This window comes from Streptomyces sp. NPDC088553, from assembly GCF_044752965.1.
In the GTDB taxonomy this organism is placed as follows: domain Bacteria; phylum Actinomycetota; class Actinomycetes; order Streptomycetales; family Streptomycetaceae; genus Streptomyces.
On sequence record NZ_JBIVMG010000007.1, the window covers coordinates 543,059 to 555,752 of the forward strand.

At 71.6% G+C, this 12,694-nt stretch carries 8 protein-coding genes; 7 read left to right on the forward strand and 1 reads right to left on the reverse strand.

The features are described 5' to 3' along the window. Positions 1-16: 16 nt before the first annotated feature. From ligA to gatB, 6 genes are all read left to right on the forward strand, one after another. Complete coding sequence (gene ligA, locus ACIP8Z_RS26275; protein ID WP_402087466.1) at positions 17-2,197, forward strand: NAD-dependent DNA ligase LigA; 2,181 nt, start codon at positions 17-19, stop codon at positions 2,195-2,197. A 342-nt stretch (positions 2,198-2,539) separates the two neighbouring features. Beyond that, the gene (locus tag ACIP8Z_RS26280) at positions 2,540-4,654 is read left to right on the forward strand and encodes a putative bifunctional diguanylate cyclase/phosphodiesterase (RefSeq protein WP_402087469.1); all 2,115 of its coding nucleotides are present in this window, start codon (positions 2,540-2,542) and stop codon (positions 4,652-4,654) included. 105 nt (positions 4,655-4,759) lie between these two features. Continuing rightward, positions 4,760-5,056: an Asp-tRNA(Asn)/Glu-tRNA(Gln) amidotransferase subunit GatC gene (gene gatC, locus ACIP8Z_RS26285; protein WP_015036350.1), complete on the forward strand. Its 297-nt coding sequence runs from the start codon at positions 4,760-4,762 to the stop codon at positions 5,054-5,056. A 5-nt stretch (positions 5,057-5,061) separates the two neighbouring features. Further along, positions 5,062-6,558 (forward strand): Asp-tRNA(Asn)/Glu-tRNA(Gln) amidotransferase subunit GatA, encoded by a 1,497-nt coding sequence (gatA, locus tag ACIP8Z_RS26290; RefSeq protein ID WP_402087472.1) that lies wholly within the window; start codon positions 5,062-5,064, stop codon positions 6,556-6,558. A 5-nt stretch (positions 6,559-6,563) separates the two neighbouring features. Continuing rightward, positions 6,564-6,797 (forward strand): hypothetical protein, encoded by a 234-nt coding sequence (locus ACIP8Z_RS26295; protein WP_209499219.1) that lies wholly within the window; start codon positions 6,564-6,566, stop codon positions 6,795-6,797. A 16-nt stretch (positions 6,798-6,813) separates the two neighbouring features. Then, positions 6,814-8,325 carry an Asp-tRNA(Asn)/Glu-tRNA(Gln) amidotransferase subunit GatB gene (gatB, locus tag ACIP8Z_RS26300; RefSeq protein ID WP_402087475.1) on the forward strand — a complete coding sequence of 504 codons (1,512 nt, stop codon included), beginning with the start codon at positions 6,814-6,816 and terminating at the stop codon, positions 8,323-8,325. An 80-nt stretch (positions 8,326-8,405) separates the two neighbouring features. Here gatB and ACIP8Z_RS26305 read toward each other — a convergent pair whose 3' ends face one another. Further along, positions 8,406-10,190: a protein kinase gene (locus tag ACIP8Z_RS26305; RefSeq protein ID WP_402087478.1), complete on the reverse strand. Its 1,785-nt coding sequence runs from the start codon at positions 10,188-10,190 to the stop codon at positions 8,406-8,408. Between the two features lie 239 nt (positions 10,191-10,429). On the opposite strand from ACIP8Z_RS26305, the gene ACIP8Z_RS26310 reads away from it, so the two are divergent. Next, positions 10,430-12,529, forward strand: coding sequence for a phosphocholine-specific phospholipase C (locus tag ACIP8Z_RS26310; protein ID WP_402087480.1), 2,100 nt, complete (start codon positions 10,430-10,432; stop codon positions 12,527-12,529). The last annotated feature ends 165 nt before the right edge of the window (positions 12,530-12,694 follow it).

A 12,694-nucleotide genomic window follows, 5' to 3' on the forward strand; every position in this document is an offset into this window, starting at 1 on the left:
GGGAGGACGGACGAAGGTGGCAGTCGAACAGGGGGCCCTGCCCGCCGAGGCACGGGAGAAGCACGCCGAGCTGGCCGAGCAGGTCGAGGAGCACCGCTTCCGGTACTACGTGAAGGACCAGCCGGTCATCAGCGACGGCGACTTCGACACGCTTCTGCGCGCCCTGGAGGCGCTGGAGGAGGAGTACCCGGAGCTGCGGACGCCGGACTCGCCGACGCAGAAGGTCGCCGGGCAGTACGAGACCGAGTTCACCTCCGTAGAGCACCGCGAGCGGATGCTCTCCCTCGACAACGCCTTCGACGACGAGGAACTGGCCACCTGGGCCGAGCGGGTCGCGCGGGACGTCGGCACCCCCGACTTCCACTATCTGTGCGAGCTCAAGGTCGACGGCCTCGCGGTCAACCTCACGTACGAGCACGGGCGGCTCACCCGGGCCGCCACCCGCGGCGACGGCCGCGCCGGCGAGGACATCACGCCCAACGTGCGGACGATCGCCGACATCCCGGAGCGGCTGCGCGGGGACCGGATCCCGGACCTCGTGGAGATCCGCGGCGAGGTCTACTTCCCGATGGAGGCCTTCGAGGGGCTCAACGCCCGCCTGGTGGAGGCCGGCGACAAGCCCTTCGCCAACCCGAGGAACGCGGCGGCGGGTTCGCTCCGCCAGAAGGACCCCAAGGTCACCGCCTCCCGACCGCTGCACATGGTCGTCCACGGCATCGGCGCCCGCGAGGGCTTCGAGATCTCCCGGCTCTCGGAGACGTACGAGCTCCTCCACGAGTGGGGCCTGCCCACCGCCCGGCACAACAAGGTGGTCGGCTCGCTCGGCGAGGTGCGGGAGTTCATCGCGTACTTCGGGGAGAACCGTCACTCCGTGGAGCACGAGATCGACGGCGTCGTCGTCAAGCTCGACGAGATCCCGCTGCAGGGCCGCCTCGGCTCCACCGCGCGCGCCCCGCGCTGGGCCATCGCCTGGAAGTACGCGCCGGAGGAGGTCAACACCAAGCTGATCGACATCAAGGTCGGCGTCGGCAGGACCGGCCGCGTCACCCCGTACGCGCAGGTGGAGCCGGTGACCGTGGCCGGCTCCGAGGTCGAGTTCGCGACCCTCCACAACCAGGAGGTCGTGAAGGCCAAGGGCGTGCTGATCGGCGACACGGTCGTGCTGCGCAAGGCCGGCGACGTGATCCCGGAGATCCTCGGGCCGGTCGCCGACCTGCGGGACGGCACCGAGCGGGAGTTCGTGATGCCGGCGACGTGTCCGGAGTGCGACACGCCGCTGAAGCCCATGAAGGAAGGTGACATCGACCTCCGCTGCCCGAACGCCCGGACCTGCCCGGCCCAGCTGCGCGAGCGCCTCTTCTTCCTCGCCGGGCGCCAGTGCCTGGACATCGAGAACTTCGGCGCGGTGGCCGCGGCGGCGCTCACCCGCCCCCTGGAGCCGGCCGAGCCCCCGCTGGTGGACGAGGGCGACCTCTTCGACCTCACCATCGAGCAGCTGCTGCCGATCAAGGCGTACGTCCTCGACCCGGACAGCGGACTGCCCCGGCGGGACCCGAAGACCGGCGACGAGAAGATCGTCACGGTCTTCGCCAACCAGAAGGGCGAGCCGAAGAAGAACGCCCTGGCGATGCTGGAGAACATCGCGGCCGCGAAGACGCGCCCGCTGGCCCGCTTCATCAACGGGCTCTCCATCCGGCACGTGGGGCCGGTCGCGGCCGAGGCGCTGGCCCGCGAGTTCCGCTCGCTGGAGCGGATCGAGCAGGCGAGCGAGGAGGAGCTGGCGGCCGTCGACGGGGTCGGCGGGATCATCGCGACCGCGGTGAAGCAGTGGTTCTCCGAGGAGTGGCACCGCGAGATCGTGCGCAAGTGGCGGGCGGCCGGGGTCACCCTGGAGGACGAGGGCGCCGGGGAGGATGTCGGCCCGCGTCCGCTGGAGGGCCTCACGGTCGTGGTGACCGGGACTCTGGAGAAGTTCACCAGGGATGGCGCAAAAGAGTCCCTCCAGAGCCTCGGAGCGAAGGTGACCGGTTCCGTTTCGAAGAAGACCGCCTTCGTCGTCGTCGGTGAAAACCCTGGTTCGAAGTACGACAAGGCGATGCAGCTGAAGGTTCCGGTTCTGGACGAGGACGGCTTCACGATCCTGCTCGAACAAGGGCCCGACGCCGCTCGGGAGGCCGCGGTCCCCGTCGCGGAGTAGTCACCCGCGGCCCGCCCGCACCCCTCCCGAGGACCGTGCGACGGTCACCCGTTCGGCGCATACCAGATCGTTACGGGTGGCCTGGTCGCATTCGGGCAAGAGAGGGAGAGCGCTGCCCGTCGACGCCCTCGGCGGCCTAGTGTGGTGACCGTGCGCCCAGTCCTGCACGACCGCGCGAGGGCTCTGCCGGTCGTGGCGTCAGGACAACGGCCCCGTGGCACGACGTACGACCGGCAAGAGTCCTCGGTCGTCCGACGCACGACGGACGGCCGGACGACGGACGGCCGCCTGACCGCGGCCCATCGCACACCGACGGCACCGCCGCCTGTGAGAGGGACGGGAATGGAACCGACCGAGAGCGCCGCCCCGGTCCCACGGCCGCACGGCCGTGTGGTGTCCCTGGGTTTCACCTCCCGGCTGCCCGCAGCCGTGGTGGGCATCGCCGCCGTCGTACTCGTCGTCGGCCTCCAGCAGGGTCTGAGCGCCGGCAGCGGCCTCTTCCCCGGCGGGGTCACCGGCTGGTCCCTCGCGGTCCTCACCGGCCTCATCGTCGGCCATCTGGTCGCCCTCGGCCGCGACCGCTGGTGGGGCGGCACCGGTTCGGGCGCCGCCCTCACCCTCGCCGTCCTCCTGCTCTACGGCTGGGTGCCGGCCGGACTCGTCTCGATGACCGTCGTCATCCTGGTCGGAGCCGCCCGCCGGCACCGCTGGCGACAGGGCCTGCTGCACGGCGCCGCCGACGTCCTCGGGGTCGGCACCGCCGCCCTCGTCCTCGCCCTCTTCGGCGACGTCCCCACCGTCGAACGGCCCTGGCAGCCCCTCGACTGGACGATCGGGGACCTCCCGGAAGTCGTCCTCGCCGCCGCCACCTACCTCATGGTGACCCGGCTCCTCCTGTGGTACACGCTCGCCCCGCCGACCCGCGGGCTGCCGACCGTCGCCCGCACCGCGCTCCTCAGACAGGGCCTCGTCGCCGTCGCCCTGCTCGGCATCGCCCCGCTGATCTGCGTCGTCGCCGCCACCCGGCCCGTCCTGCTGCCGCTGTTCGCCGTCCCCCTCATCGCCCTCGACTCCACCCTGTGGATCGCCCGCGCCCGCGCCGAGGAACAGCTGCGGGACCCGCTGACCGGGCTCCCCAACCGCCAGTGGCTCCTCGAACGGGCCTGGACCGCCCTGGAGGAGGCCGAGGGCGAAGGGGCCCGCGCCGCCCTCGTCCTGATCGACCTCGACCGCTTCCGGTCGGTCAACGACACCCTCGGACACCTCGCGGGAGACCGGCTGCTCCTCCAGATCGCCGACCGGCTCCGCCTCGCCCTGCCCCGCGGCGCCGAGGCCGCCCGGCTCGGCGGCGACGAGTTCGCCGTCCTGCTGCCCACCGCCGACTCCACCACCAGCGCCCAGCGCGTCGCCCGCCACCTCGTCGCCGAACTCTCCTCCCCGCTCGACCTCGACGGACTCACCCTCGTCCTGGAGGCCAGCGCCGGCGTCGCCGTCTTCCCCGACCACGCCCTCGATGCCGAGGGCCTGCTGCGCCGCGCCGACGTCGCCATGTACCAGGCCAAGCGGGACCGCACCGGCGTCGAGGTCTACGAGTCCAAGCGCGACTCCAACACCCCCGACCGGCTCGGCCTCCTCGGCGACCTGCGCCGCGCGCTCGACGCCGGAGAGGTCGAACTCCACTACCAGCCCAAGGTCCGCTTCGACGGCCAGGTCGCCGGACTCGAAGCCCTCGTCCGCTGGGTCCACCCCGAGCGCGGCAAGGTCCCGCCGGACGAGTTCATCGCCATCGCCGAGTCCTCCGGCCTGATGCCGCACCTCACCGAGTACGTCCTGGAGACCGCCCTCGCACAGGTCGCCCGGTGGCGCGCCCAGGGCCTCAACGTCCCGGTCGCCGTCAACGTCTCGCCCCGCGACGTGCACACCCCCGGCTTCGCCGGCGCCGTCGCCGCCCGGCTCGCCCGCCACGGCGTCCCGGCCGGCGCGCTCCAGCTGGAGATAACGGAGCACGTCCTCCTGGAGGACCCCCAGCGCGCCGCCGACACCCTCAACGGCCTCACCGGCCACGGCGTCAAGATGTCCCTCGACGACTTCGGCACCGGCTACTCCTCCCTCGTCCATCTGCGCCGGCTCCCCGTCAGCGAACTGAAGATCGACCGTTCCTTCGTCGCCCGGCTCGCCGTCGACACCGAGGACGCCGAGATCGTCCGCTGCACCGTCGACCTCGCCCACTCCCTCGGCCTGCTCGTCGTCGCCGAGGGCGTCGAGGACGACGAGACCTGGGAGCGCCTGCGCGACCTGGGCTGCGACGCCGTCCAGGGCTGGCTCGTGGCCGCCGCGATGCCGCCCGGCGAGGCCACCGCCTGGCTGCTCGCCCGCGGCGAGCACGGCTGGCGCCGACCCGCCGACATCGCCGCCGAACTCGACGTGGACCACCCCTCCGGCCAGGTCGTTCAGTAGGCCGTGTCCACCCCGGGAGGCGACCCCGGGCAAACCGTTTCACGGGCAGCGGCACCGGCCCCATAGGATGGGCCCACACATCAAGCTCACCCCGTGAGGATCCGCATGCCTGGCATCACGCGCGAGGAGGTCGCCCACCTCGCACGGCTGGCGCGTCTGGAGCTGAAGGGCGAAGAACTCGATCACTTCGCCGGCCAGCTCGACGACATCATCGGCGCGGTCGCCCGCGTCTCCGAGGTCGCCGACCAAGACGTACCGCCGACCTCCCACCCGCTGCCGCTGACCAATGTCATGCGCGCGGACGAGGTCCGTCCGTCGCTCACCCCCGAGCAGGCGCTCTCCGGCGCCCCGGCCCAGGAGCAGCAGCGTTTCAAGGTGCCGCAGATCCTGGGGGAGGACTAACAGTCATGACGGACAACATCATCAAGCTCACCGCGGCCGAGATCGCCGGGAAGATCGCCGCCGGCGAGCTGACCGCCGTCGAGGTCACCGAGGCGCACCTCGCCCGCATCGAGGCCGTCGACGAGAAGGTCCACGCCTTCCTGCACGTCGACCGTGAGGGCGCGCTCGCCCAGGCCCGTGCCGTCGACGAGAAGCGCGCCCGCGGCGAGAGGCTCGGCCCGCTCGCCGGTGTGCCGCTCGCGCTCAAGGACATCTTCACCACCGCCGGCATGCCGACGACCGTGGGCTCGAAGATGCTCGAGGGCTGGATCCCGCCGTACGACGCGACCCTGGTCAAGAACCTGAAGGCCGCCGACGTCGTCATCCTCGGCAAGACCAACATGGACGAGTTCGCCATGGGGTCCTCCACCGAGAACAGCGCGTACGGTCCGACCGGTAACCCCTGGGACCTGACCCGGATCCCCGGCGGCTCCGGTGGTGGCTCGTCCGCCGCCCTCGCCGCGTACGAGGCGCCCCTCGCCATCGGCACGGACACCGGCGGCTCGATCCGCCAGCCCGCCGCCGTCACCGGCACGGTCGGCGTCAAGCCGACCTACGGCGGCGTCTCCCGCTACGGCATGGTGGCCTTCTCGTCCTCCCTCGACCAGGGCGGCCCCTGCGCCCGTACGGTCCTGGACGCGGCCCTCCTGCACGAGGCGATCGCCGGGCACGACCCGCTCGACTCGACCTCCATCGACGCCCCGGTCCCGCCGGTCGTCGAGGCCGCGCGCAACGGCTCGGTCGCCGGCATGCGCGTCGGTGTCGTCAAGCAGTTCCGCGGCGAGGGCTACCAGGCCGGTGTCGTGCAGCGCTTCGACGAGTCCGTCGAGCTGCTCAAGTCGCTGGGCGCCGAGATCGTCGAGCTGGACTGCCCGACCTTCGACCTCGCCCTCTCGGCGTACTACCTGATCGCGCCGTCGGAGTGCTCCTCCAACCTGGCCCGCTTCGACGCCATGCGCTACGGCCTCCGGGTCGGCGACGACGGCACGCGGTCCGCCGAGGACGTCACCGCCCTCACCCGTGAGGCCGGCTTCGGCGACGAGGTCAAGCGCCGCATCATCCTCGGTACGTACGCGCTGAGCTCCGGCTACTACGACGCGTACTACGGCTCGGCCCAGAAAGTCCGGACCCTGATCACCCGCGAGTTCGAGAAGGCCTTCGAGGAGGTGGACGTGATCGTCTCCCCGACGACCCCCACCACCGCCTTCCCGATCGGCGAGCGCGCCGACGACCCGATGGCGATGTACCTCGCGGACCTGTGCACCATCCCGACCAACCTGGCCGGCAACGCCGCCATGTCGCTGCCCTGCGGCCTGGCGCCCGAGGACGGTCTGCCGGTCGGCCTGCAGATCATCGCTCCCGCCATGAAGGACGACCGGCTGTACAAGGTCGGAGCCGCCGTCGAGGCCGCCTTCGTGGAAAAGTGGGGGCACCCGCTGCTTGAGGAGGCTCCGTCGCTGTGAGTGCCATGGCAAAGAAGGCCAAGAACTTCAAGAAGTCCAAGACCGGCGTCTACGTCTCGCTCGCGACCACCGCGTTCGGTGCGATCAGTGTCGCGAAGCAGGCCAAGCTGGCCCGCAGCGACAACGACATGCTGCGGCTGATCGACTCCGCCGTGTCCGCCGCCGCCATCGTTACCGGCCTGGCGATCCTCTACCGGGAGCTCAAGCGCCTGGGCGACGACGACGTCCTGCTGGGCTGAGAGGGAAAGTCTCACCGTGACTGTCACTGAACTGCTGTCGTACGAAGCGGCGCTCGCCGAGTACGACCCCGTCATGGGCCTGGAGGTCCATGTCGAGCTCGGCACCAAGACGAAGATGTTCTGCGGCTGCTCGACCGAGCTGGGCGCCGAGCCGAACTCGCAGACCTGCCCGACCTGCCTCGGTCTGCCGGGCTCGCTGCCCGTCGTCAACGCGATCGGCGTCGAGTCCGCCATCAAGATCGGCCTCGCGCTGCACTGCGAGATCGCCGAGTGGTGCCGCTTCGCCCGGAAGAACTACTTCTATCCGGACATGCCGAAGAACTTCCAGACCTCCCAGTACGACGAGCCGATCGCCTTCAACGGCTACCTGGACGTCCAGCTGGAGGACGGCGAGGTCTTCCGCGTGGAGATCGAGCGCGCCCACATGGAGGAGGACACCGGCAAGTCGCTGCACGTCGGCGGCGCCACCGGCCGTATCCACGGCGCGTCCCACTCGCTGCTCGACTACAACCGGGCCGGCATCCCGCTCATCGAGATCGTCACCAAGCCGATCGAGGGCGCGGGCGAGCGGGCCCCCGAGGTCGCCAAGGCGTACGTCGCCGAGCTGCGCGAGCTGATCCGCGCGCTCGACGTGTCCGAGGCGCGCATGGACAAGGGCCAGATGCGCTGCGACGTGAACCTGTCGCTGCGCCGCCACGGCACCAAGACCTTCGGCACCCGCTCGGAGACGAAGAACGTCAACTCGCTCCGTTCGGTGGAGCGCGCTGCCCGCTTCGAGATCCAGCGCCACGCCGCGGTGCTGTCCTCCGGCGGCACGATCGTGCAGGAGACCCGTCACTTCCACGAGGACGACGGCTCCACCACCTCCGGCCGCATCAAGGACAACGCCGAGGACTACCGGTACTTCCCGGAGCCCGACCTCGTCCCCGTCGCCCCGGCCCGTGCCTGGGTGGAGGAGCTGCGGGGCACGCTGCCCGAGCTGCCCCGGGTGCGCCGCAACCGGCTGCGCGAGGAGTGGGGTGTGTCGGAGCACGACATGCAGTCCATCCTCAACGCCGGCGCGGTCGACCCGATCGTCGCGACGATCGAGGCCGGTGCGGACGCGGCCTCGGCCCGCAAGTGGTGGATGGGCGAGCTCGCCCGCAGCGCCAACGAGCAGGGCGTGTCCCTCGACGAGCTGGCGATCACCCCGGCGGACGTGGCCCGGGTCTCGGCCCTGGTCGCCGCCGGCGATCTGAACGACAAGCTGGCCCGTCAGGTCATCGAGGGCGTTCTCGCCGGCGAGGGCACCCCGGACGAGGTCGTCGAGAAGCGCGGTCTGAAGGTCGTCTCCGACGAGGGTGCGCTCAGCACGGCGGTCGAGGAGGCCATCGCGGCCAACGCGGCCATCGCCGACAAGATCCGCGGCGGCAAGGTCGCGGCGGTCGGCGCCCTGGTCGGCGCGGTCATGAAGGCCACCCGCGGCCAGGCGGACGCGGCGCGCGTGAAGGACCTGATCCTGGAGAAGCTGGGCGTCAGCGAGGGCTGATCCCCTTCTCGTAAGGACACGTGAGCGGCCCCGCACCGGAACTCCGGTGCGGGGCCGTTCCGCATGCGTACCGGGTGTCGCTACTTGCTGAGTTTCGGTTCGGCGAGGATCAGCCGTCCCATGTCGCAGGCGTCGCTGGGGTCCTCGTACTCGATGCGCAGGCGCAGTCCGTGGTCCAGGTCGAGTGTCAGTTTCTCCGGCTTCCCCAGGTTGACCACGCCGGTGTGGACGGCGTTGCCGTCGACCTTGACGGTGAGTCGGGCGGAGGTGTTGGCGGAGGCGTCGTCGATGCCGGCGAGCAGGGTGAGCGTCTTCCAGTGGGTGCCCAGGTTGTACTCGGCGGCCCCCGAGCACTCCGCGTCGCCTCCCTCGGGCACGAGCGCCGTCTCGTAGTAGGTGGCCTTCAGGGTCCCGTTGCCGACCGTGAGCCAGGCGTAGTCGCCCCTGGCCACCTTGTCGAGCGTGGTGAGGGACACCGAGCTCGGGCCGGGGCCCGGTGTGTTTCCGGTGGTCGACGTGCCGGCCGACGGAGTCGTGGAGGTGGGCGCCTGCCCGGAGGCGGTGCCGCCACCAGGTGTGCCGGACGGGGTGGTGGCGGTGGTGGTGCCCCCGCCCTGTGTGGCGCCGGCGGCCCTTCCGCCCGAGCCCTCGTCCCCCAGGTACCGCGCCCCGATGACCGCACCGGTGGCCAGCAGAACGACGGCGACGACCGCGGCCACCACCGCGTTGCGCGGCTTCCGCCCGCGGTGAGGCGTGGTGGCGGACGTCTCCGGTGCGCCGGGCCGCGAGGTGACGGAGGACGGCGCCGTCGCCGGGGGTGTCGCGACGGGCGGCTCCGGCGGCGGCGCGGGTGTCGGTGCCGCCACCGGCGCGGCCGCGGGCGGCGGGGGTGTCACCGGCAGGGGCGGCGTCGACGGCTTCCGGGGCGGCGCGGCGGGGACCGCGTCCGCCACCGTCGCGGGGCGCGAGGTCGTCGTCGACACGACTCCGTGCCGTACGTCCTTCACCCAGGCCGACAGGGACAGCGGCCGCCGGCCCGGGTCGGCCGACGCGATGCTCAGCACCCGGTCCCGCTGCTCGGCCGGCAGCCCCGCGACCTGCGGCAGCGCGCCGAGCACGGCCACCAGCTGCTCGGGGGCGGTCGGCGGGGACTGGCCGCTGAGGAGGAAGTACGCGATGGCGCCGAAGGCGTAGCGGTCCGTGCCCGGGGTGCGCTTGCCCTCGAAGATCTCGGGAGCCGCGTAGCCGGGGGTGAACCACACCTCGGCCGTCTGGTGGTCGGCGGTCAGCTTGCTCAGGCCGAAGTCGACGAGGGTCGCCTGCCCGTGCTCGTCGACCATGACGTTGCCCGGGGACAGGTCGCCGTGGACCACGGTCCGCCCGGACGGCGTGGCCTTGCCGGAGTGCAGCCAGTCGAGGACGTCGGCGAGCTGTTCCAGCGTCCGCATCACCTCGCGCCGCTCGGCGGCCGTGGCCAGGGTCCGTTCGGCCCGCCAGTCGCGCAGGTCGAGGCCCTCGACGTGGTTCATGACGAGGGCCAGGGCCCGGCCGCTGATGGTCCCGGACTCGCCGGGCCGGTGGATCGGCGGCCCCTGGAAGTGCTCCCGTACGCCGACGACACCGGGCCGGTGGACGAAGCGCAGCAGCTCGGCCTGCTCGTTCCACTTCTGGCTGACGCGCTCGAAGACCTCGGGCGTGAGGGTGGTCTTCGCGTCGAGGATCTTCACGACGACGGGCTCGGTGCCGCCGGCCAGCTCGATCTCGGCGAGGTAGAGAACGGCCTCGCCGCCCCGCCCGATGGACCGCAGCAGCCGGTACCGGTCAGGTGCGGAGTCGGGCCCTATGTGGTGTGCCGTGCTGCTCAAATCTCCCCCAGGGCACAGTGGTTGACGGAAAGTCAGCTTGCCGCTCCGATGGGTCCGCGGTCAACGCGGAGGGGGCCGGAGCGGTGGGGGAGGCCGCTTGGACTCCCGTCACGTGCTCTTGGACGTTCACCACCGCGCCCCCGCCGGGTCTTCTTTCCGTCATTCCGTCTCACTACCGTCCCCGGCGTACCACCCAATGGCTCGAAGGCGAACCATTGGCCGTCGACTGGAGGTCGGTCTTGTCATCCGAGATGTCCCGCAGAAGGCTCCTCGCACTGGGCGGAGGCGCCCTCGGTGCTGCCGCAGCCGGCTCGTTGCTGCCGCCGTCGTTGCAGGCCGCGATGGCCGCGGAGCCTCCGGCCGGCGGGATGTCGGCGGTTCGGCACGTGGTGATCCTGATGCAGGAGAACCGTTCCTTCGATCACTACTTCGGCACCCTCCGCGGCGTCCGCGGCTTCTCCGACCGCAACGCCGTCGAGCTGCCCTCCGGCAAGCCCGTCTTCGAGCAGCCCGCCGCGCTCGGCCGGACCGTGCTCCCCTTCCCGATCCGCGGCGCCGCCGAGACGCAGCGGAAGGACCTCCAGTACATCGGGGACCTCGACCACTCCTGGGGCGGCGGCGCCAAGGCCTGGCGCGACGGCTGGATGGACGGCTGGGTCTCGGCCAAGACCGCCGCGACCATGGCGTACTACGACCGGCAGGACATCCCCCTGCACTACGAGCTCGCCGACACCTTCACCATCTGCGACGCCTACCACTCGTCCATCCACACCTCGACGAGCCCCAACCGCAACCACCTCTGGTCCGGCTGGACCGGCTTCGAGGCCGACGGCAGCCGCGCCGTCACCAACGCCGCGTACGCCGAGGGCACCCACCCCGGCTACGGCTGGCCCACCTACGCCGAGCGCCTCGAAGCCGCCGGGCGCAGCTGGAAGACGTACACCGAGTGGGAGAACTTCACCGACAACAACATCGAGTTCTTCACCAGCTTCAAGAAGATCGCCCGCAAGGCGCTCGCCGGAACCGGCGGGCACACCTTCATGGAGTCCTTCTACGCCGCCGTCCGCGACACCGACGACACCACCGAGCGCGCCCGCCTCCTCGGCCTCCTGGAGGAGGGCGTGGCGACGCTCACCGAGGCCGAGCGCTCCCTCTTCGAGCGCGGACTGCGCCGCGTCGAGAGCGGCACCCTCGCCGACGCCTTCCGCGCCGACGTCGCCGCCGGCACCCTCCCCGAGGTCTCCTACCTCGTGCCGTCCGCGATCGACTCCGAGCACCCCGGCTCCTCCTCGCCGATCGCCTCCGCCACCCTCGTCTACAAGGTGCTCGACGCCCTCGGCGCGCACCCGGACGTCTGGCGCCACACCGTCGTCCTGATCAACTACGACGAGAACGACGGCTTCTTCGACCACGTGCCGCCGCCGGTCCCGCCGGCCGAGAACACGGACGAGCGCTGGAAGGGACAGCCCACCGGCCTCGGCATCCGCGTTCCGCTGCTCGTCGTCTCCCCCTGGTCGGTCGGCGGCTACGTCTGCTCCGAGACCTTCGACCACACCTCGGTGATCCGTTTCCTGGAGCGGCTCACGGGCATCGGGGAGCCCAACATCACCCCCTGGCGCCGGGCCGTCACCGGCGACCTCACCTCCGCCTTCGACTTCCAGCGGGGCCGCCGGCAGCCCGACGTCGACCAGCCGGGCCCGATCCCGCCCTTCAGCGGCCGCTGGCGGCCGCAGCCCCCGGCCGTGCAGCGGATGCCCGTCCAGGAGCCCGGCGTCCGGCGCGCCCGCCCGCTGCCGTACCAGCCGGACGCCGAGGCGACCCTCCGCGCCGGCACCGTGAGGGTCGCGCTCGCCAACAGGGGTAAGGCGAGCGCGCACTTCGCGCTCTACCCGTACGCGGGTGAGTTCGCCGTCCCGCAGCACAAGGACGTCAGGGGGACGGGGGAGTGGACCGTCCCCGTTCCGGGTGATCATTACCGCTTCACGATCACCGGCCCGAACGGCTTCCGCCGCGAGTTCGAGGGACCCGCGACCGGCGGCGCCGAGCTCGCCTCCCGGATCGACCATCATGACCGTGACCTGCATCTGACCGTACGGAACACGGGCTCGGCGCCCGTCTCCTTCACGGTGCGGCCGCTGGGGTACGTGGACCCCGAAGACTCTGCCGACCGCGGGGACTGGACGCGTACCGTCACCGTGAAGCCCGGGAAGACCCGTACCGTCGTGCACTCGGCCGCCGACGCGCACGGCTGGTACGACATCGAGGTGACCGCGCCCGGTGGTTTCCGCCGCCGGCTCATGGGCCACATCGAGAACGGCCGCGCCAGCGTCTCCGGCTGACCACCCACGGTGAGCCGTTGTGCCCGGAGGGTCGGGGGGGGGGGGCGGGGCGCCCCCCCCCCCCCCCCCCCGCCCCCACGGTGGAAGAAAAAAAAAAACGCCAAAAAAAAAAAATTTGGGGGCCCCTGGGGGCCCCCAAGTTAAACCGTTTATTTTTGGGGGGTT

What these genes read in the sequence shown, in the direction of transcription:
- ACIP8Z_RS26280 (WP_402087469.1), top strand. Translation starts at nt 2,540, where the DNA reads ATGGAACCGACCGAGAGCGCCGCCCCGGTCCCACGGCCGCACGGCCGT.
- gatC (WP_015036350.1), top strand. Translation starts at nt 4,760, where the DNA reads ATGCCTGGCATCACGCGCGAGGAGGTCGCCCACCTCGCACGGCTGGCG.
- gatA (WP_402087472.1), top strand. Translation starts at nt 5,062, where the DNA reads ATGACGGACAACATCATCAAGCTCACCGCGGCCGAGATCGCCGGGAAG.
- ACIP8Z_RS26295 (WP_209499219.1), top strand. Translation starts at nt 6,564, where the DNA reads ATGGCAAAGAAGGCCAAGAACTTCAAGAAGTCCAAGACCGGCGTCTAC.